Source organism: Apibacter mensalis (assembly GCF_001418685.1).
GTDB lineage: Bacteria > Bacteroidota > Bacteroidia > Flavobacteriales > Weeksellaceae > Apibacter > Apibacter mensalis.
The window spans coordinates 52913-75035 of sequence record NZ_LIVM01000005.1; the positions used below are offsets into that span (position 1 = coordinate 52913).

Sequence of the window (22123 nt, forward strand, 5' to 3'; positions counted from 1 at the left end):
CTCTGTTTTTTGTTAAACAGAGCGTTATTTTAATTAATTAATACTCTAACAACAAATGTATATCTTGTGTATACTTTTTTAATTCATCTATACCTCCTAAAAAGGAAAGTCCAAGTATAAAACTAAATTGTGATACTTCAGCACCACAATTTTGCACTAATTTAGCACATGCAGAAGCTGTACCTCCTGTTGCTAAAACATCATCATGGATAAGAATTCTTTGTCCCTGCTTAATATATCCTTTCTTTACTTCAATTATTGCATTACCATACTCCAAATTATATTCTTGGGAAATTACCGGTGGGGGCAATTTTCCTGCTTTACGCACCAATATAAATGGGAGACCCAGCTCTCTGGCAATTTGTACACCAAATAAATATCCTCTACTCTCAATACCACAAACGGCATCAATTTTTCCTCTACTTAAATCAGCAAATGTTCTTACTATTTTAGTACATAATTCTGAATTTAAAAATAATGGAGAAATATCTTTATACTGAATACCTTCTTTAGGAAAATCTTGAACTCTATCAATATGTAAATCTATTTCTTGACTTAAACTTAATTCTTTCATGCAATTAATTTTTAATTTTACCTGAAAACTTTATTTCCAAGTATCTTCTTTTATTTCTTTAGTTACTGTATTTGTTATCAACCAATTATCTTTAACTTTTTTTAAAATAAAATTTTGAGTTAAAGTTTTTACTTTACCATTAATATCTTTTATCTGATATTGTACATTAACCATTTGCCTATTTTCATTTTTTTCTCCTGATTGAGCGTTTATTAAATTAGTGGCATCAATAGTCCCAAATCCATTAGTGGTGGAAGAAAATTGATCTAAAGAAATCCATTTAGGATTCTGTGTTAAGTTATAAGCTTCTGAATATTGTTTATTACCAATAAATCGTATAAATTTTTTAACATTATCCAATGCAACCTGCTTATTAATTTCATCCTCTATAGGGGTAGATGCATCTCTTGTTTTAGATAAATCAATAGGAATACCTGAGAGCTTACCATACAGGTATTTATCTTCTGCTTTGATTTTAATTTCAACATCAAGGGATGAATTAAATAACTTTTTATTATCAAATAGAGAATAATAAATCTTAATACCTTTCATCAAAGAAGGATTACCCACTTGCGAAGAATTAACTTCTCTTTGAATTACATATACTATGTTTCCATTATTTATAAATGATATAGATAAATTGAGTGGTAAATCAGTATAAGAAACTGCTGCTCCTGAATCATCTATTAATTCGGGATATAAATAAAACCCATCGTTTATTTTATCATCTTTGTTAATAGGTGCATAACGAAGATTGATACGAGTTGCTTTTTCAATTTGTTTGAGTTTTTGCTCAGCTTCTGTTAAAGGCTTTAAGTCTTTATCGAAAACAGATGGATCCACAGAATTCATGGAAATGCTGGTCCAAGGGATTTTATTTTTCTTAGCTATCTCTTCAGCCATATCGAAAATTTGTTCAGCATTTTTTCCATTAAGTAGTGTATATAACTGTTCCCATCTCTTATCTTCATCTGAGCCTTCTGTTTTAAACTTATAAATCAGTTTAACCGCTTCTTGGATTTTATCTTGTTGAAGAATAGTCAATTTGGATGATATCGATTTTACACTTTGAGTAAAGGTTTCCTTAGATGTCCCATCAATTACCTTGTATTCTTTTTCACAAGAATAACATAAGAAAATAAAGGTTAACCCCATCAAAAATATATTTCTCATAAAAGTACGTTTATCATAGGTAAAAATACATTAAATATTTTTAACGATGTATCCAGAAATTTTTAATGATGAAAAATTTTTATAAGTAATTGGTGCTTTAGTTTTATAGTCGATGATTTGCAATCCGGCGTATTTCGCAATGGCATGTCCGCCTGCAATGTCCCAAAAATTAATAGGACTTAATCGAGCATATTCATTTGCTTTTCCTTCTGCCACTAGACCAATTTTAATGGCACTGCCCATCTGAAAAGCAACCATATCAGAATGCTGTAATTTTATTTTGTTGATATAGTCATCATCAACAGGACTATAGTGGGAACGACTTGTTAAAATAGTATATTTTTTTAAGTCTGACTTTATTGGTAATTGGATTGAATTTTTCAATATTTTTTCACTAAGATTTTTTTCATCCAATAAAGCATATAAATTCTCATATTTTTCATTCCATTTATAGCTTCCCAAACCTTCAGCTGCAAAATAAAACAACTCCATGGAGGGAGCAGCCAAAACTCCAAGTAAGGAAGTTTCCTGCGTCAGCAAACCAATAGATATACAATATTCTCCTGTTTTATTCACATATTCTTTAGTTCCGTCAATTGGATCTACACACCAATATCTTTTCCAACCTGCCATAACCTTTTCAGATTCATGTTCCGTTTCTTCACTTAAAATGGGAATAGAAGTTTGTTTTAAATAAGTAGTAATAATTTCATTCGACGTAAGATCACCCGTGGTTACAGGTGATTGATCTTTTTTTATGGAAACTGAAAAGCCTTCTTCATATATTTTATGTACTTCTTTAGAAGCTTCTATAGCGGCTTTTAGTGCTATATTTATTAAATTTTTCATTAGTATGAATCATTAGTATTACCTTTTTCAGATAAGGCTTTTGCTGAGGAAGTTCCTATTCTTTTCACTCCCATTTTAATCATTTTCACCGCTTCATCATAAGTTCTAACTCCTCCTGCAGCTTTTACCGGAAGGGGTTGAGAATATTTAAGCATAATTTCCATCGCATGGAAAGTTGCTCCATTGGGCTTACCTTCTTCTGCCTTGTAAAAACCGGTAGAAGATTTTACAAAAATTTTACCAAAATCGTTCTTTTCAAAGTTTTCTTGAGCCCAGGTGGAAAAATATGAACAAATAGATTTAATTTGTTCATCGGTTAATGCTGCAACTTCTATAATCCATTTTACCACTTTGGATGCTTTTAATCCTAATGAGGTTCCTGTTATAAACTCATTTTTAATTAAATCAATATCTCCCATTTTAAAAGCCTCATAATTAATTACATAATCCAACTCATCCACCCCATTCTCAATAGCTTTTTGCGCCTCTGCTACTTTTTCATTTATTGTATAACTCCCCTCATGAAATCCAATTACGGTCCCCACTTTTACTTCAGAATCAACTTTTAGAATCATTTCTTTCACTTTTTTGATGTATTCAGGACGAATCATAACTAAATAAAAATGATTTTCAATTGCTTGTTCAGTTAGCTTCTTAACTTCTTCCAAGGTTTGCTCTTCAGTCAATCCGCTTTGAGATGATAATTTAAGGTAAGTTGAATCTAAATATTCTCTAATGTCCATTTATCTTATAATTTTAAGTGTACTTTTAAGGTATAATTTGTCGTGAAATGCTTTGTTCTAAAGAAATAATCGTTTCAGTCCTTTCAATTCCCTTTATATTTTGTATCTCATTTCTTAATACTGACATAAGATGATCATTATCTTTACACAATATTTTGATAAAAATAGCATAATTTCCCGTTGTAAAATGTGCTTCAATAATTTCAGGAATTTTCATCATACTTTTTATGGCTTCTTTGTATTGTGCAGATTTTTCAAGAAAAATTCCGACATAGGCGGTAGTTTTGTATCCCAATAATTTATAATTTAATGGTGTAACCGGATCTTCTATGAGTTTTGCCTTTTCCAGTTTTTTAATTCTTTGATGGATCGCTGTAGAGGAAACTCCTACCTGTTTGGCTATATTTGTAACAGGAATTTTTGAGTTCTCCATTAAAGCTTTTAAAATGATTTTATCAATGCCATCTAATTCTATTGTATGTATGTCTGATACTCTCATTTTTTTGTAAAATTACAAATACTAAATTAATATTATACAATTTAATATTTTATCCTTTATATCAATAAAGAACATTATATGATTTAAGTGGATATAAATTGTTTTTTACTTTTTGCCCTTGTATTTAAAAATAAGTACCTTTGGGATTAATAATTTTAAATAGCTGTACATGCAGGACAATATGCTTAATCATCCAGGATTAATTACCATATTCGCGGTTTCGATTATTATTATGCTACTTCTTGATCTAGGAATTCTCAATAAACAATCTCATGCTGTTTCTAATAAAGAAGCTGCTATATGGTCTGCGGTATGGATATCATTAGCCATGATTTTTAGTGGTATAATTTATTTTGTTTTTAAAGGGGCTGACGGGCAGAAATTTGCCTTAGAAAAATTTTCTCAATTTCAATCTGCCTATTGGATAGAAAAAGCATTATCCGTTGACAATCTTTTTGTATTTATCATGGTATTCAGCTTTTTTAAAATTCCTAAAGAATATCAACATAAAATTTTATTTTGGGGTATTATAGGAGCACTGGCTTTTCGTGCTATTTTTATCTTCCTTGGCGTAGAAATGATTAATAAGACCTATCTCCCTCCTTTTTCAATCGGTAATTTTCATTTTATATTAGACCAGCAAAACACAGAACATGCGAATTATACTCAAATGCTGTTTTTCAGACCTAATATTATTTTAACTATTTTCGGATTCTTTCTTATATACGCAGGAATTCATTCATGGACATCCCAAGATGAGGATAACTCCAATAAAAAAAATCTTAATGAAAGTTTCGGGGCACGTTTTGTAAAACGATTTTTTAAGGTATCTGATGAATTGGACGGAAGTAAATTTTTTACCATAAAAAATGGTATTAAATTGGCAACCCCATTATTTACTGCTTTAGTTATTATAGAATTCACTGATTTAATTTTTGCTGTGGATTCCATACCTGCTATTTTTGCTATTGCACCTAATGACCCGTTTATTTTATATTCTTCCAATATATTTGCCATTTTAGGATTACGATCTCTTTACTTTCTATTGGCTAATTTTATGTATATGTTCAGTAAATTAAAATATGGATTAGCCATTATATTAAGTTTTATAGGTGTAAAAATGTTGATAGCTCCTTTTATTCATATATCGTCAATAGTTTCTTTAGGAGTGGTGGCCGGTGTACTCATAGTTTCAGTATTACTTTCACTCGCCTTTCCTAAAAAAAAAGAATAAATGTTTAATAATTTAAAATAAAATCAGAATTTACAATGAATAAACCTATTTCGGAATTTATTGAAAAATACTTCTTACACTTTAATTCTGCAACCTTAGTAGATGCTGCTAAAGGTTATGTAGCTCATCTCAAAGATGGGGGTAAAATGATGATTACTATGGGAGGTGCGATGAGCACTGCTGAATTAGGGAAAATTTTGGCAGAGATGATTCGCCAAGATAAGGTATCCATCATTTCTTGTACAGGAGCCAATTTAGAAGAAGATATCATGAATTTGGTAGCTCATTCTCACTATAAAAGAATTCCTGAATATCGCGACTTAACTCCTCAACAAGAATGGGAGTTACTTGAAAATCATTTAAATCGTGTTACTGATACTTGTATCCCTGAAGAAGAAGCTTTTCGACGCATTCAGCAACATATTGAAAAAATATGGAAAGATGCAGACGATAAAGGTGAAAGATATTTTCCGCATGAATATATGTATCAAATGCTTCGTTCGGGAGTTTTAAAACAATATTACGAAATAGATCCTAAAGACAGTTGGATGTTGGCTGCTGCTGAAAAAAATTTACCTATTGTAGTTCCGGGTTGGGAAGACAGTACTATGGGAAATATTTTTGCGGCTAATGTGATCAAAGGGAATTTGAAAGCTTCGACCATGAAAACGGGTATTGAATATATGATATATCTAACAGAGTGGTATCGCCAAAATTCAGGAGGTAAAGGAGTTGGATTTTTCCAAATTGCCGGAGGTATATCTGGTGATTTTCCTATTTGCGTAGTTCCTATGATGTATCAGGATTTAGAATGGGAAGATGTTCCGTTTTGGAGTTATTTCTGCCAAATATCTGATTCTACAACCAGCTATGGCTCTTACTCAGGTGCTGTTCCTAATGAAAAAATAACTTGGGGAAAATTAGATATTAATACGCCTAAATTTATAATTGAAAGTGATGCTACTATAGTAGCTCCATTAGTATTTGCGTACATACTCGAAATGTAAGAATAAAATTATAATTATATAATAAAGATAAAGTTCGGAACGCAAATTTCGAACTTTATTTTATTCCACAATATCAAAACATTATCTTAAAAAAAATAATTTATCCTTGTCTGATCTCTATTGTTCTATTTATTTTGAATAATACTAAACCATTTTATTTATTACTAAGTTCTTAGCTAAACCAAGAATACTTTTCATTTATTAAAAAGATTATGGTACCATTCCCAAAGTGCAATTCCCGCACAAACGCTAACATTTAAAGAATGCTTAGTTCCTGATTGAGGTATTTCTACAAATACATCAATTAAATCGAGTATATGGTCACTAATTCCTTCTACTTCATTTCCAAAAATCAAAGCATACTTTTGTTGCTTATTTATTGGATAATCCTGTAATAAAATACTTCCTTTTACTTGTTCTATACCTACAATACTATACCCTTGGCCTTTTAAGTTGATTATTAATTCACTTATATTTTCTTGATATTTCCACTCTACACTTTCAGTAGCTCCTAAAGCAGTTTTTTGTATTTCACGGTGGGGAGGGCAAGGAGTAATCCCGCATAAATAAATTTTATCTATAGCAAAGGCATCCGAAGTTCTGAAAACCGATCCTACATTATGCATGGATCGAACTTGATCCAGCAATACGATTACAGGAATTTTTTTACTTTCTTTATATACTTCTATGGACTTTCTGTTTAATGATTCTAATTTTAATTTCTCTATTTTTGCCTGCTTATGCATATTTTCAGTGTTATTAATTGATCTAAAGAAGTAACTCTATTCCTACCTTTTTCTTACAACCGGTAAAATCTCATTTTTTGATAATGCGTATTTTTCCATTTCACTTTTTGATAAAGTTTTATAATACTTTACCTGTTCCACTTGGAAACCTACTTTTTCTAATCGTTCAAAGTAATCCATCCCATACCATCTTACATGGTCGTATTGACCGAAATGTTTTTTCCTTTCTTCTTTATCTGTTATCGAAAAATCTTCGTAGGTTTTATCGTATCCATATCTCATAGGTACTTGAAAAATCCCCCATCCTCCCGGCCTCATGATCCTATATAATTCTGACATCGCTTTGGTATCATTTTCTATATGTTCTAATACATGATTGCAAAAAATTACGTCAAATTCATTGTCCTTAAAGGGTAAATCCAAGATATCTGCTTTTACATCTACAATTGGGGAATAAAGGTCGGCTGTTATGTACTCTAAATTTTTTAATCTTTTAAATCTTTTCAGGAAGCATTGCTCCGGAGCAATGCTTAAAACTTTTAATGAAGATGAAAAAAAATTAGTGTCATTTTGCAAATACAACCACATGAGCCTATGCCTTTCAAGTGATAAGGTTCCGGGTGCTAAAGCATTATCTCTAGGTTTGTCATATCCATACGGTAAAAATTTTCGATATTTTTTACCATCTATAGGATCTAAGTATTTATCTCCTCTGTAAAACCACGAAAAAAAAGGGCTAAAAATATAGCTGAACTTAATGAGTATAGGTCTGGGAATTAAATTCAAAAAAAATTTAAATACTTGCTTCATTAATTAACTGAATTAATCATGCATAAAATTGTATAAAAATTCATCTTCTTCATTTGAAGTAATCCCCAAGGCTTCATTTATATATTTATAGGTTGATAGTAATTTAGGTTCTCCATTTACTACCGCTACATCGTGTTCAAAATGACAGGAGGGCTGATTGTCTCGAGTTGTAACAGTCCAACCATCATTATGAAATTTAACTTTATAAGTTCCTAAGTTAACCATTGGTTCAATAGCTATTACCAACCCTTCTTCGATTTTTGGACCACTGCCTTTTCTTCCATAATTTGGAACTTGTGGGTCTTCATGCATTTCTTTACCTAATCCATGACCAACCAATTCTCGTACTACCCCGTATCCAGCATTTTCACAAATTAATTGAATGGCAAAACTTATATCCCCTATTCTATTTCCCACTTTACATTTTTTTATTCCTGCATACAAGCTTTGTCTGGTAATACGCATCATTTTATCAATTTCAGGATCAATAGTACCCACAGCAAATGTAAAAGCTTGGTCTCCGTAAAATCCATTTTTTAATGCTCCGCAATCAATGGAAATAATATCTCCATCCTTAAGCGGCTTATGATTAGGTATACCATGAACTACTTGCTCATTGGGAGACATACAAAGTGTATTAGGAAAATCATACAACCCTAAAAAACCGGGAACAGCACCATGATCTCTTATGTATTCTTCAGCGATTTTATCTAGATATAATGTAGTAACCCCCGGTCTAACTTCCTTAGCCAATATCCCCAAAGTTTTAGAAACCAATTGAGCACTTTCGTACATCAATTCAATTTCTTCTCTTGTTTTTAACTGTATCATAATTTAAAAATTCTTGAAAAAAAGCCTCTCTTATTTTTATGTTTTGTTTTTGAGTAGGGCTGCACTTGTCTTCCTTCTACACCAAATTCTATTTTTTCCTTTATAATTTCATACACTTCGCCCCAACCGGGAAATCCTCCTAAGTTCCTATCATCTATAAAATAATCTGCATTTATTTTCCTACTTTGGGTTTCTTTATCAAATATTTCCCCTTCAAAACTAGAATTTACTGCATAAAATTCAATTCCATTTTTATAACAAAATTGAACTGCTTCGTCTAGTCTCTTGCCATGTCTATAGGTCCATAGAATTAAACGAAAGCCTTTACTTTGAAGTTTTCTCATGGTTTCAAAAGCAAAAATCATTGGTTTACCAATTTCAGGGTATTTATCTTCCACAATTGTTCCATCAAAATCTATAGCTATAATCTTATTATTCATATAATATACTACAAATTAATTTTATTTATTTTTTATGTTAAGTATTCTAAATTGTCATTAATTTTTCAAATTTACAAGTTTTTAATCAATTAATTTTTAGTTATTCAATTGGTTTTTAGCTAGACATAATTTTTGAACTCATTCTTATCAAATTTGAATATTATTTCTAGAAATTTTGGTATAATATTAGATGTGGAAGTTTAATTTAAATAATATTAATTTAAAAATAAAAGTCTATGAAATTTAAACTTTTAATTATGGCTGCTTTTTGCATTTTACTATCTAGCTGTGCATTAACTACCTCTTATGATTTTGATAAAACGGTTAATTTTTCAAATTATAACTCATTTACAATCTATCAACAAGGTATTGATAAATTAAAATTGAATGACATTGACAAAAGTCGCATTATACGTGCTTTAGAGCAGCAACTAAAAAGTAAGGGATTAACCGAAAGCACCAATGGTGATCTAATAGTAAATGTTCTTGCTTCTTCTAAAAAAGTAATTAATGTAGATAATGACCCTTATTGGAACGGTCCTTGGGGTTGGGGATATTATTGGGCTCCTTCCAGTACAGTTTATGAATCGCGAGAAGGAAAATTAACTTTCCATTTAGTTGATTCTAAGAAAAATATTTTAGTTTGGGAAGGTATGGTTGATGGATTTGATGTTGGTAATATCAGAAATAAAGATGAACAAATAAGTAAGGCAATTCAAAAAATATTTAACTATTATCCACCTAGAAAAAAAGATAATTCATATTATTAAAATTAATAAATTCTCAAAATTTAAATTTTGAGGCTTTACTAAGTAATCTAATCTATTCTATATGAATATTTTTTAATTTCAATTGAATTAAATTAATTTCTTTACATTTAATTTTATTATATATCTTCTCTTCAATATTTTTATTTTTATATTTAGGAGTTGAAGATCAGGTTTTATATTGTATTCCATAATTTTTAACGCTCCTTCTATTTTACCTAATGATAGCGCATAATCCGAAAAATTATTAATTAAGGTTTTTGATAATAAAAAGGATGGTTTAATTGAAACGATATTTTTTTATAATATATATCCTATTGATTTAAAATTTTTTTTAACGGGAGAACTTACACTTTGAAAAAAAAATTTGAAGGCATCGTATATTCCATATTATAGAACCTTAATCTTCATCAAAATATCATCCCCATTAAGTTTTTACTAAATTAAAATTTACACGGTTTTTACCTAACAACTTTTTACAAAATTGTTTTATGGGTTAAGAATGTTCTGATTTACTCTCCACATATTCTTTTACCATAGCTATAATATATACATTCACTACATCATATATGTTTTGAAACCCTTTGTCATCAATTGTTAAATGCAAATAATCTAACCCTCCTAAAATTTCATTTTTAACTTCGACAAAATTGTGCTATCTTAAAAAGTTTGATTTAATATTGTAACGGAAAAAGAATAATAAGTGCTTACGACATCTAATTATTTAAAATTTTATATTTCGCTTCAATAAATGAGTTAAATATTCTATTTTCGATCACTTAATTTTTAATTGTAAGATAGTTTTTCAAGTTTGTGGACATTCATAGGATATATCAAAGAGTTTAACACTAAAATTTTTTGCTTCTTGATTTGTTTCCCTTGAAATATAACTTCATCCATAATTTTAATTATATAAAACATAGTAATTAAATTTAAATAGTAAGCTTTAGGATACTACAATTTAAATTGTCTTTCATAAATAGTTTTACGCTTACCTAAAATGGGTATCGTATATTTTATTAACTTAAAATTAGAAAAAATAAATTTACATTTAGACCAATAAAATATTCTTAAAGGAGTATCTATTCTACTAATTACTTCACTATATTTAACATATATATTATTGATATACAATATTTAATCTCAATTGAGAAAAACAACATTCGACTAGTAATTCCTAAACAAAAAAAGAACTGATAAAACATAAATCAATTTTCATATTATTAATTTTTAACTGAATTATAACTTAATTTAAGATAAATATAATCAAAAAAAATATGATTTAGAATAGTTGCATTATTATTTTTTTTAAAACATTTGTAAAAACTTTCCAATATTTAAATATGAATTAAAAGATATTTATACTTTTGCACTTAATATCATTTCCTTTATTTAAAAATTCAAAAAAGCCGGAATGAATTTTAACACATTTTTTCGTAAAAAAAATATATCTGATTTACAGGATACAACACAAAAATCTGAATTAAGTAGAGTTTTAACTGTAAAGGATTTAACGTTTTTTGGAATTGCTGCGATTATAGGCGCCGGCATTTTCAGCACCATTGGAAGAGCCTCTTATGAAGGGGGACCCGCCATTTCATTGCTCTTTATCCTAGTAGCTGTTGCCTGTATATTTACTGCATTGTGCTATGCTCAATTTGCATCTATGATTCCGGTAAGCGGTAGCGCCTATACCTATACTTATGTTTCCTTAGGTGAAATATTTGCTTGGACCATAGGTTGGGCTTTAATATTAGAATATGCTGTATCCAATATGGTGATAGCTATTTCCTGGTCCGGATATTTTGTCTCTATGTTACAAGGTTTCGGCATTCATTGGCCTGATTGGCTTTCCATTGATTATTGGAATGCTCATAGGGCTTATCTTGCATCTTTAGCACATCCATCAACTATATCTGAAAATGATCTTAAACTTTCAAAAATATATCAATCTGCCCCCGAATTTGCTAATATTAAAATAATTTTTAATTTACCTGCAGGTTTAATCACACTATTAGTAACTTCCCTAGCTTATGTAGGGATAAAGGAATCTACCCGTGTCAGCAATGCTCTAGTTTGGATTAAATTGTCCGTTATCATAGGCATTATTTTAATAGGTGCATTTTATGTAAAACCGGATAATTGGTCACCTTTTTCCCCTAACGGTTTAGGAGGAGTCATGGGCGGAGTTGCAGCCGTGTTTTTTTCTTTTATCGGATTTGATTCTATATCTACTACTGCCGAAGAAGCTAAAAACCCACAAAGAGATTTGCCTCGAGCCATGCTTTATTGCATTATAATTTGTACCGTTTTATACGCTTCAATTGCTTTAATATTGACGGGTATGGTTAATTATAAGGAGTTACGTGTGGATGATCCTTTAGCATACGTGTTTAATAAAATAGGAATAAATTTTATAGCCGGAATTATTTCCGTTAGTGCGGTTATTGCCATGACGGGAGCTATTCTTGTATACCAGATCGGACAACCAAGAATATGGATGACAATGAGTCGAGACGGGTTATTATGGAAGCCTTTTGGCTCTATACATAAAAAATATCATACTCCTGGTTTTGCAACTATTATTGCCGGTTTTTTTGTTGGTATACCTGCCATGTTTTTAGATATGCAGTTGGTTGTTGATCTGACAAGTGTGGGTACATTTTTCGCTTTTATATTAGTATGTTCAGGAGTATTATATTTGGACAATAAAGATCTTTCTAAACAAGCGAAGTTTAAATTAATTTATATAAACGGTCAATATGTAATTCCTTTAACTTTTTGTTTGGGAATAACCTTATTTTTTTCCCAAACCAATTACAAAGAAATCCTTACTATAAAACCTTTACTAATCATTTTTTGGATTATATGGTTGGGTATATCTATAGGTGCATTAAAATATAAATTCTCACTAATACCTGTTCTTGGTATACTATTTAACCTATATTTAATGACTGAATTAGGATGGTCTAATTGGGGAATGTTTATATTATGGTTACTAATTGGATTAACTATATACTTCTTATATGGAAGAAAAAACAGTAAACTTGAAAAGTTATTACAAACTACCAATGATAAGTAAATTTTAAAATTGTTTGTTTTTAATTATTAATTCTTCAAATAAATTAGAATAAATTACTTAAAACTTAATTATTTTCATTTAATTGAAGTCATATGAAAATGTAGTAATCCCAATTCATGATGTCATGATAAAAATATTTTAATTATTTTTAAAAACATATTTTTTACATCATTAAACTATATACATTTATCTTTCAATATTTTAAAAAAAAAAAGTTTCTTTTATTTTCAGTTTTTACTTTATTCCTTTCATATGAACACAAAAATAATCCTGTCAAAAAAAAATAAACTTAGTATCTTTGCAAATGCTAACTAGCTTGAAAGTAAATTTTTTCTTGCTCAATAATTATAATTAAGTATTATGAATCAGAACTTAATAAATTTTTTTCCAAAAGAAAATGAAATTCCTGAACATTTTCGACTTCAAAACGAAATCTCTCAAAAAAGGGTCTTGATCGATGGAGAATTTATTGAATGGGAAGGTCCATTTCAAGAAGTTTATTCTCCTATTTATACTCGTTCGAGCTCTACTGATGAGTTAATCAAAACTAAATTAGGCAGCTACCCAATCTGTACCACAAAGGAATCCGATCTGGCCTTAAAGTCAGCATTAAAAGCCTTTAATGGGGGGAGAGGAGAATGGCCGTCTATGTCAGTTTCTCAAAGAATCTCTGCGATGGAAAATTTCATCGTAAAAATGGTTGAGCAAAGAGAAAAAGTAGTAAAATTACTAGTTTGGGAAATTTGTAAAAGCTATAAAGACTCTGAAAAAGAATTTGATAGAACAGTAGATGCAATAAAATGCTCCATTGAAGCGCTTAAAGAATTAGATATTAATTCATCCAGAACTAAGGCTGATGAAGGTGTTGTTGCTCAAGTAAAAAAGTCTCCCTATGGTGTTGTCCTTTGTATGGGACCTTACAATTATCCTTTAAATGAGACTTTTGCGACTTTAATACCTGCTTTATTAATGGGTAACACCGTTTTATTTAAGCCTCCTCGTCGTGGTACTTTATTGTTCGAACCTTTATTAAATGCATTTAAAGAATGTTTCCCTAAAGGAGTTATCAACACTTTATATGGTAGAGGTAAAGATGTTATTCCGGCACTTATGCAATCAGGTAAAATCAATGTATTGGCATTTATTGGTTCCAGCAAAGTAGTAAATGGAATGATTAAAGAACATCCTAATGCAAACAGTCTACACTCCGTGTTAGGGTTAGATGCTAAAAATGCGGCTATTATAGACAAAACAGCTGATATAGATTTAGCAGTGAAAGAAGCCGTTTTAGGTTCCTTTTCATTCAATGGACAAAGATGTACAGCTTTAAAAATAATCTTTGTTCATTCTTCCGTTGCTGATGAATTTAATAAAAAATTCACTCAGGAAATATCTAAATTAAAAGTGGGAATGCCATGGGAAGAAAATGTAACTATTACTCCTTTAGCTGAGCCTGATAAACCTCAATATGTTCAAAAATGTATTGATGAAGCTTTGCAAAATAAGGGTGAAATTATCAATAAAGAAAACGGAGGAGGACAAATTTTAAATTCATTAGTTAGTCCTACTGTCATTTATCCTGCTAATGAAAAAATGAATCTATTATATAACAATGAGCAATTCGCTCCTATTATACCGATAGTTCCTTTTGATGATCTTGAATCTCCAATTAGCTATATAACCAATTCCACTAAAGGACAACAAGCAGCAATCTTCAGTAATGATGAAGATACTGTATCCTATCTTGTTGATGCTTTATGTTGTCAGGTCGGTAGAATCAATATTAATGCTCAATGCCAAAGAGGTCCTGACACCCTTCCTTTTAACGGAAGAAAGAATTCAGCTTTAGGCACTCTATCGACCATTGACGCTTTATATGCCCTATCAATCGACTCTGTTGTAGCTACTAAGGATACCCAATCAAATGATAATTTGATTGACACTGTCATTAAGAGTGGTAAATCATCGAGATTAAGCTAATACGAGGTTTTTTATCTTATAATATCAATTATTTTATAAAATGAAACCATCTATTTTTGTATAGATGGTTTTATTTTTTATATGCAATATTCTACAATTTTTATATACAAGATTTAATTATTTTTTTCAAAATTTAGACAACTATATTATTGATAATTATAACTTTATGTAGATTCAGATTTCAAGTACCGATGTATATGGTTATCTTCTGCTTATAGTTTAAAATTGTATCAAGATAATTAAGAGTTGCTATTCATTTTGCTTTTAATATAAATATGGATAAATGTGTGATATAGTTTACTTTGGTTTAGAATTTGTAGCGAAAAGTATTAGACAAAATATCTACCAATATAAAAATTTGATTTATACTATATGGCATATATTGACTATTATAAAGTTTTAGGATTAAGTAAAAATGCTTCTCAGGACGATATTAAAAAAGCTTACCGTAAATTAGCAAGAAAATATCATCCGGATCTGAATCCTAATGATAAAGAAGCAAACGTAAAGTTTCAGCAGATAAATGAAGCCAATGAAGTTCTTGGTGATCCTGAAAAACGAAAGAAATACGATCAGTACGGGGAAAACTGGAAACATGCAGAAAAATTTGAACAAGCACGTCAACAGCAAGGTGGCGGTAGTAATCAATATTACTATGACAATTCCGGTAATCCATTTGAAGGATTCTCACAGGGTTTTGGTACGGAAGATTTTTCTGATTTTTTTAGCGATCTTTTTGGAGGAAGAAGCGGTAGAACCAATCGAAGGAGCTCTCAATTTAAAGGGCAAGATTATACAACAGAATTACGGATTTCCTTAAGAGATGCGGCCAATACTCATAAGCAGACCCTTAATATTAATGGAAAACAAATACGTATTACTATTCCTGCCGGTGTTTCGAATGGGCAGCAAATAAAACTGAAAGGTCAAGGTGGACCGGGTGCAAATGGAGGACCAAACGGAGATCTTTATATTACTTTCATTCTTTTAGAAGATCCAAAATTTAAAAGATTAAATAATGATTTAACCACTACTGCTGAAATAGACCTTTATACTGCAGTATTAGGAGGAGAAATTACTGTAAATACTCTTGACGGAAAAGTTAAACTTAAAGTAAGTCCGGGCACACAGAATGGTACTAAGGTTCGTTTGAAAGGAAAAGGTTTTCCTGTATATAAAAAAGAGGGAGAGCATGGAGATTTATTTGTGACTTACCAAATAAAAATACCTACTCATCTAACTGAAAAGCAAAAAAATTTATTCAAACAATTAGCAGAATCATAAAATTATTGATACATGAAAAATGATTTGATCACTATAGAAGAATATTCCAACCATTATAATGTAGATGTGTCATTTATTGAGAATTTAGAGAACCTGGGGCTTATTCATACAGTTCAAAAGGAACAAATAAAATACATTCCTTTTGATATTCTTTCCGATTTAGAATCATACTCTAGGATGTTTTATGATATGGATATAAATCTTGCCGGAATTGATGCTGTTAAAAATTTACTTTATAAAATTCAAAAACTCCAACATGAAATGACTGAACTTAAAAATAGACTTAAATTTTATGAATGAATAGAAATATTCTATTATTCGAAATTTTATTAATCAATATATACAATAGCCATACATTTCAAAAATGTATGGCTATTGTATATGTGTACAAACTTTATAAAAAATTCTTAAAAACTATACCTCCTTGTATCCATCTTCCCGGCATAGGAACCAAATTGGTTTCCGTGTATTTCGTATTTAGAATATTGGTCATTTGAATATATAACTGTATATTATTAGTTTGATACATAATACGATCATCCAATAAATGGTAATCGTCCAGATTTACTCTATCGTTATATCTGTAAATAATTTGATTTGAAATATTTTTAATAAGTTTATGTTCTAATTTTACAACCAATTGGTGTCTTAAATTATCTAATGAAGATCTGGAATAAGCTCGTTTAGAATATTTCATATTATTATCCAAATAGGTATAACCCAAACTAACAGAATTGAATAAAGAAACTATAAAATTATAATTGAACTCCACTTCTACTCCATTCGTGTTTATCCGAGTAATATTTTCCGGTTTCCATCTATCTTCTTCACTGTCTTTGGTCCAATCTATACTCTTTTTGGATTCTCGTCTAAAAAGACTAATGGTAGTTTTTATATTTTTATGCATCAATCGATATCCCAATTCATAAGATAATGCATTTTCAGGTTTTAATTTGGAATTTCCTTCATTAATAGGATCTGAATAATTAAGATCTGTATAAGTAGGTATTCTATATGTTTTTCCTAGATTAGCAAACAATTTATTTTGTTGATCAATTCTATATCCTACATCTATTCCCGGATACCAAAAATTTCCAAAATCCGAATAATCGGAAAAACTGATTCCCGGAGTAATATCCAACTTATTTTTAAAAAACGTAAATCGATGTTCCAAAAATGCAAAATAAACTGTGCGTTGATTATCACCTAAATTATTGGAGGATAAATATTCTTTTCTAAAGTCCAATCCGACTCCAGTAATTCCTAAAAATGATGTGTAATTAGTATTTGCTTCTATTCCTGCATTATTACCTATATGAAAGTTTCTATACTTGGATGGTTTATCCCTTTCAAATACATATTCATCTTGAGATCTTCTCCAATATGCATTGGATACCCACTTAAAATTTCGGAATTTTTGACTCCAACCTATGCTTACCATTGAAGTTTGATTTGCTTCATATTGATCTTTTGCTAATGGAGAAGAATAAAACCCGTTGGCCCCAAATTTTTTATTTATGAATCCTCCTTGCATACGAATCTCCCCCAGGTTTAACTTATATTGATTCTGATACCATACACTTTTGACCTGATAATCTGTATTGTAACGATATCCATCGGATTGAGAAGTTTCAGCTTGTAAAAATTGTGAAAATTTCTTTCCTGTCCTATTTAATGCTGCACCTAATGAATACGTATTGAAACCACCTCCGGAGCTTGAAATCGTTATATCATTCTTACCCGATGGACGGGTAACAATATTAATAGATCCGGCGTACGCATTTTGTCCAAAACGTCGAGCTGAAGGACCTTTTACAATTTCAATTCGTTCTATTGAAGCTAAATCCAGCGGAATATTCATCGTATTATGCCCGGTCTGGCTATCATTCATTCGTATGCCATTGATAAGAATCAATACCTGTTCAAAAGAACTTCCTCTAATGCTCACATCTGCCTGCACTCCATGCGCTCCCCTTTGTCTAATATCTATTCCCGAATAATAAGAAAGCACTTCTTCAATGCTGGAGGCAGGCATAGCTTTAATTTGTTCTTTAGTAATTATCTGAACATTTTGTGAAGTTTTATTAAAAGGTAAGGATAGGGTTTTTCCTTGAATAACCACTTCTTCAAGTTCCCTATCCTGTTGCGCAGCTAGTACTAAATACATAAATAAGACCATAATTGAAATAAACAGTTTCATATTCTTACTTGTTAGTTTTATATCCTAATGTCCACGTTAGCTTATTAAAAATAATTTTTAATTGAAATTTTAAACAAAGGTAGTATCTTTCCGGATGATTAAACTATACCAGTTTTATTATTATGACTAGTCCGGATTTACTTCCTTATCGTAGTTTTATACATATAAATCGAAATTCTAATGTTTCTGTGTATCTACAAATTACTACTCAGATAATCAATGCCATTCAAAGAGGTTATTTAATTAAAGGTACCCGACTCCCCGGAACACGTATTTTAAGCAATCTTCTTACTGTAAATCGTAATACTATAGTTAAAGTATATGATGAATTAGATGCCCAAGGATGGATTGAGGTACATCCCAATAAGGGGAGTTTTATCATTCAAAAAGTCAGTGATGCTAATAAAAAAATTAAAATCATATCTAAAGAATATTTAACTCATTATCCTTCAAAAACAGGATTTTCATATAAAACGTCCAATTTATGGGATAATCCTTTTGAATCTTCAACATGCTCTTGGGTATTAAACGATGGAATACCTGATACACGATTACTACAAATTCACAAGTTATCGAGTCTCTATTCTTCTAATCTAAAAAGAAAAAGACCTCTTAACAAAGGTTATAATGAGACTAATGAAAAAAGTGAATATTTTAAAAAAAATTTATCTAATTTTTTAAATTTAACTCGTGGGTTGCATATTTCACAAAAGAATCTTCTTATAACACGAAGTATAGAAATGGGAGTATATATTGCCGCCGAACTGCTTATTTCTCCTAAAGATATAGTGCTGGTTGGAGAGCTTAGTTATTTTGTTACCAATATGATCCTACAAAAGGTTGGTGCAGAAATAATAACCATTCCTGTGGATGAGGAAGGTATTTCTGTAGAAGCAGTTAAAAAAATTTGTCAAAAAAGAAAGATCCGTATGTTGTATCTTACCCCGCACCATCACTATCCAACGACCGTATCATTGAGTGCTAAACGTCGATTAGAATTATTAGAACTTTCTCAATATTATGGGTTTATTATTTTAGAGGATGATTATGATTATGATTTTTATTATGAAAACAATCGGGTTCTTTCTCTAGCTAGTGCTGACACTTCGGGAATGGTTGTTTATATCGGTTCTTTCGGAAAATCTTTAGTTCCTGGATTTCGTATGGGCTTTGTGATAGCTCCTGAAAATTTAATTTTAGAAATGCAAAAATTTTCAAATATGCTTGATAGACAAGGTGATATTTTTATGGAATATGCATTGGGTGAATTAATTGAAGAGGGCGAGATTCACAGACATCTGAGAAGAACCTCTGCCATATACAAAGAAAGAAGAGATTTTCTTGCTTCATTATTAATTACTCATTTGAAAGAGTATGTAAATTTCTCTTTACCTTCAGGTGGATTGGCTATTTGGACTCAATGGAATTCATCTGTAAATCTGATGAAATTACGGGAATACTGTCAAAAGGAAGATCTGTTCATTCCTAAATCCTTGCTATATCAAACACAAAATATATCAGCTATGAGAATAGGATTTGGAAGTTTTACTACTGATGAAATGGAAAAAATAATTCAGAGAATTAAATCTTCGTTATTACTTTTGAAAAAATAATAGCTGCGTTAATAAAATATTCGTAACAACTTGATAAAATGTAATACAAAATTATTTCTTATTTTTAGGTTATTTTAAAAGTTTATTTTTCCAATCATAAATATTAAAAGCTTTAACGCTTGATGTAAACTAAATATAATTAAATTCATTTAGTTGCTTAACTTTGCCCTGACATGGGTGTAATATAAAAATATAAAAAAACCAATACACGTTAATCCTACACCCGGCAAGGCACTATATTCGTAGGAATAATTTTTACTTATGGGAATACCTCCTAAAAAAGCGCCTAGTGCATTTCCGATATTAAAAGCAACTTGTGCCATTGCCGATCCCAACATTTCCCCTCCCTTTGAATTATACAACAATAGTATTTGTTGAGGAGCTGATACAGCAAACAAGCAACCGGTGCATATGAACATAAGCAGTAAAGAAATAAATTGAGAATTACAGAAAAAAAAGAACGATAATAAAGATAGCATTGCCAATCCTTGGGTTGCCGTGGCTACTTTTTGTGGAGAAAATTTGTCCGACAATTTACCACTTAATATATTACCTACTACCATTCCTAATCCTGCAAACATCATAACTCCTGTTATGGCTTCTTCTGAAAAACCAACTGATTTTGTCATAATGGGATTTATATAGCTATACCAGCAAAAAATACCTCCATTTCCTACTATAATTGTTAAAATAAGAATCCATGGATTTAAATTCTTTAAAAAATAAAACTGGTCTTTAAACCTAGTATAAGGGAGCGGTTTTAACTCCGGAACAAATTTTTTGATTGATATGAAAATTATAACTCCTAATAATGCTATAAGAAAGTATGTAATTTTCCAAGAAAACTGATGACTTATGAATGTACCTAAAGGTACACCTAACAGGTTAGCTATAGTCATACCCGAAATCATTCCCGAAACTGCAGAAGTTCCTTTTCCTTTAGGAGCTAGTTTACTGGCAACAATGGAACCGACACCAAAATAAGCTCCATGAGGAAAACCTGAAATAAATCTGAAAAACAAATTCAATTCATAATTGGAACATAATGCAAAAGATAAATTACCCAGTATGAAAATACTAATTAATAGTAACAAAATCCTTTTTAAGGGAAGTCTACCGGATATTAAAACTAACAAAGGAGCTCCTATTGCTACACCGATTGCATAGGCCGAAATAAAATGACCTGCTTCAGTAATATTTATGGACATATTAGAGGCGATATCAGGAAGTATACCCATCATACTAAATTCGGACATCCCTAATCCTAATGTACCTAATGCCAAAGCTATTGTAGATTTTTTCATAACCACTCGATGTTTCCTTAACGAATAAAATTATAAGAAATTATTATTTATCTCATAAATTCCCATAAAAGAAATATTTATCGTATATTTGATTAAAATATAATATAGAGATCATGAATATAACAGATGTTTCAGGAACAGCTACTCTTTCCAATGGTGTAAAAATGCCTTACTTGGGTTTAGGAGTGTATAAAGCTGATGGAGGACAGGAGGTAATTACTGCTATACATGATGCCTTAGATGCCGGATATCGACATATAGATACGGCTGCATATTATTATAATGAAGAAGGAGTTGGGAAAGCAATCAAAACAGCTTCCCTACCTCGCGAAGAAATTTTTGTAACTACCAAAATATGGTTTAGCCGACAAAAGTATGAAGATACATTCAAAGCGTTTGATGAATCAATGCAAAAACTCGGCCTTGATTATCTTGATTTATATTTAATTCATTGGCCTCATCCGGAATATTATTTGGAAGCATGGAAAGCTATGGAAGAATTATATAAAGCCGGTAGAATACGTGCTATAGGCTTATGTAACTGCTTGCAACATCATATCCAAAAAATTATAGATAGGGGACTAACAGTTCCTATGGTAAATCAAATGGAATTTCATCCAAATTTAGTACAACAAAATTTATTGGATTTTTGTAAAAAAAGTCAAATTCAATACGAAGCTTGGTCTCCTTTAAAAAGAGGTGCTTTGTTCCATGACCCATTACTTCTAGAATTGGCTCAAAAATATAATAAAAGCGTAGCACAAATTATTATAAGATGGGATTTACAAAAAGGGGTTGTAACCATTCCTAAAAGTACTAAGAAAGAAAGAATTATTTCTAATGCCGATGTTTTCGATTTTCATTTAAGTGATGAGGATGTAAAAACAATAGATTCTTTAGATTCTAATGATAGGACCGGTGCTCACCCCGATCATTTTTTAGAATACTTTGCCAAAAAAGGTATTAAATAATAGATACTATATAGTT

General features: G+C 30.5%; 20 protein-coding genes. 9 read left to right on the forward strand and 11 right to left on the reverse strand.

Annotated features, from left to right (window positions below; all coding sequences use genetic code 11):
• Positions 1-37 precede the first annotated feature (37 nt).
• Genes ASC36_RS04540 through ASC36_RS04560 form a run of 5 tightly spaced genes read right to left on the reverse strand, consistent with a single transcriptional unit; the run spans position 38 to position 3838 of the window.
• Positions 38-574 (reverse strand): adenine phosphoribosyltransferase, encoded by a 537-nt coding sequence (locus ASC36_RS04540; protein ID WP_055425307.1) that lies wholly within the window; start codon positions 572-574, stop codon positions 38-40.
• Positions 575-604: 30 nt separating this feature from the next.
• On the reverse strand, positions 605-1747 hold the full coding sequence (locus tag ASC36_RS04545; RefSeq protein ID WP_055425308.1) for a hypothetical protein: 1143 nt from the start codon (positions 1745-1747) through the stop codon (positions 605-607).
• Positions 1748-1777: 30 nt separating this feature from the next.
• Complete coding sequence (locus ASC36_RS04550; protein WP_055425309.1) at positions 1778-2596, reverse strand: 3'(2'),5'-bisphosphate nucleotidase CysQ family protein; 819 nt, start codon at positions 2594-2596, stop codon at positions 1778-1780.
• Positions 2596-3339 (reverse strand): deoxyribose-phosphate aldolase, encoded by a 744-nt coding sequence (gene deoC / locus ASC36_RS04555; protein ID WP_055425310.1) that lies wholly within the window; start codon positions 3337-3339, stop codon positions 2596-2598. Before deoC ends, ASC36_RS04550 begins: the two co-directional genes overlap by 1 nt.
• Before the next feature lie 25 nt (positions 3340-3364).
• Complete coding sequence (locus ASC36_RS04560) at positions 3365-3838, reverse strand: Lrp/AsnC ligand binding domain-containing protein (RefSeq protein ID WP_176696535.1); 474 nt, start codon at positions 3836-3838, stop codon at positions 3365-3367.
• Between the two features lie 169 nt (positions 3839-4007).
• Here ASC36_RS04560 and ASC36_RS04565 point away from each other — a divergent pair, with 169 nt between their 5' ends.
• Positions 4008-5072: a TerC family protein gene (locus ASC36_RS04565; protein WP_055425311.1), complete on the forward strand. Its 1065-nt coding sequence runs from the start codon at positions 4008-4010 to the stop codon at positions 5070-5072.
• A 35-nt stretch (positions 5073-5107) separates the two neighbouring features.
• Complete coding sequence (locus ASC36_RS04570; protein WP_055425312.1) at positions 5108-6079, forward strand: deoxyhypusine synthase family protein; 972 nt, start codon at positions 5108-5110, stop codon at positions 6077-6079.
• Positions 6080-6273: 194 nt separating this feature from the next.
• Here ASC36_RS04570 and ASC36_RS04575 read toward each other — a convergent pair whose 3' ends face one another.
• The 4 genes from ASC36_RS04575 to ASC36_RS04590 are packed head-to-tail and all read right to left on the reverse strand — an operon-like array spanning position 6274 to position 8906.
• Entirely contained in the window at positions 6274-6825 is a 552-nt protein-coding gene (locus ASC36_RS04575) for an RNA methyltransferase (protein ID WP_055425313.1), read from the reverse strand.
• A 42-nt stretch (positions 6826-6867) separates the two neighbouring features.
• Positions 6868-7635 (reverse strand): class I SAM-dependent methyltransferase, encoded by a 768-nt coding sequence (locus ASC36_RS04580; protein ID WP_055425314.1) that lies wholly within the window; start codon positions 7633-7635, stop codon positions 6868-6870.
• 12 nt (positions 7636-7647) lie between these two features.
• A complete protein-coding gene (gene map / locus ASC36_RS04585; protein WP_055425315.1) occupies positions 7648-8466 on the reverse strand; it encodes a type I methionyl aminopeptidase in 819 nt (272 codons plus the stop codon).
• Positions 8463-8906, reverse strand: a complete 444-nt coding sequence (locus ASC36_RS04590) for a BT0820 family HAD-type phosphatase (RefSeq protein WP_055425316.1) — start codon at positions 8904-8906, stop codon at positions 8463-8465. The genes map and ASC36_RS04590 overlap by 4 nt, the downstream gene beginning before the upstream one ends.
• Positions 8907-9142: 236 nt before the next feature.
• On the opposite strand from ASC36_RS04590, the gene ASC36_RS04595 reads away from it, so the two are divergent.
• From ASC36_RS04595 to ASC36_RS04615, 5 genes are all read left to right on the forward strand, one after another.
• The gene (locus ASC36_RS04595) at positions 9143-9676 is read left to right on the forward strand and encodes a DUF4136 domain-containing protein (RefSeq protein WP_055425317.1); all 534 of its coding nucleotides are present in this window, start codon (positions 9143-9145) and stop codon (positions 9674-9676) included.
• Between the two features lie 1411 nt (positions 9677-11087).
• On the forward strand, positions 11088-12755 hold the full coding sequence (locus ASC36_RS04600; RefSeq protein ID WP_055425318.1) for an amino acid permease: 1668 nt from the start codon (positions 11088-11090) through the stop codon (positions 12753-12755).
• 360 nt (positions 12756-13115) lie between these two features.
• The gene (locus ASC36_RS04605) at positions 13116-14735 is read left to right on the forward strand and encodes an aldehyde dehydrogenase family protein (RefSeq protein ID WP_055425319.1); all 1620 of its coding nucleotides are present in this window, start codon (positions 13116-13118) and stop codon (positions 14733-14735) included.
• Positions 14736-15107: 372 nt separating this feature from the next.
• On the forward strand, positions 15108-16019 hold the full coding sequence (locus ASC36_RS04610) for a DnaJ C-terminal domain-containing protein (protein WP_055425320.1): 912 nt from the start codon (positions 15108-15110) through the stop codon (positions 16017-16019).
• 12 nt (positions 16020-16031) lie between these two features.
• A complete protein-coding gene (locus tag ASC36_RS04615) occupies positions 16032-16319 on the forward strand; it encodes a chaperone modulator CbpM (RefSeq protein ID WP_055425321.1) in 288 nt (95 codons plus the stop codon).
• Positions 16320-16413: 94 nt separating this feature from the next.
• Here ASC36_RS04615 and ASC36_RS04620 read toward each other — a convergent pair whose 3' ends face one another.
• Positions 16414-18219 (reverse strand): TonB-dependent receptor plug domain-containing protein, encoded by a 1806-nt coding sequence (locus ASC36_RS04620; RefSeq protein WP_055425322.1) that lies wholly within the window; start codon positions 18217-18219, stop codon positions 16414-16416.
• A 122-nt stretch (positions 18220-18341) separates the two neighbouring features.
• Between ASC36_RS04620 and ASC36_RS04625 the strand changes: the two genes are divergently transcribed.
• Positions 18342-19832, forward strand: coding sequence for an aminotransferase-like domain-containing protein (locus ASC36_RS04625; RefSeq protein ID WP_055425323.1), 1491 nt, complete (start codon positions 18342-18344; stop codon positions 19830-19832).
• Between the two features lie 149 nt (positions 19833-19981).
• On the opposite strand, the gene araJ is transcribed toward ASC36_RS04625, so the two are convergent.
• Complete coding sequence (gene araJ / locus ASC36_RS04630; RefSeq protein WP_055425324.1) at positions 19982-21136, reverse strand: MFS transporter AraJ; 1155 nt, start codon at positions 21134-21136, stop codon at positions 19982-19984.
• Between the two features lie 113 nt (positions 21137-21249).
• On the opposite strand from araJ, the gene ASC36_RS04635 reads away from it, so the two are divergent.
• Entirely contained in the window at positions 21250-22107 is an 858-nt protein-coding gene (locus ASC36_RS04635) for an aldo/keto reductase (protein WP_055425325.1), read from the forward strand.
• Positions 22108-22123: the final 16 nt, after the last annotated feature.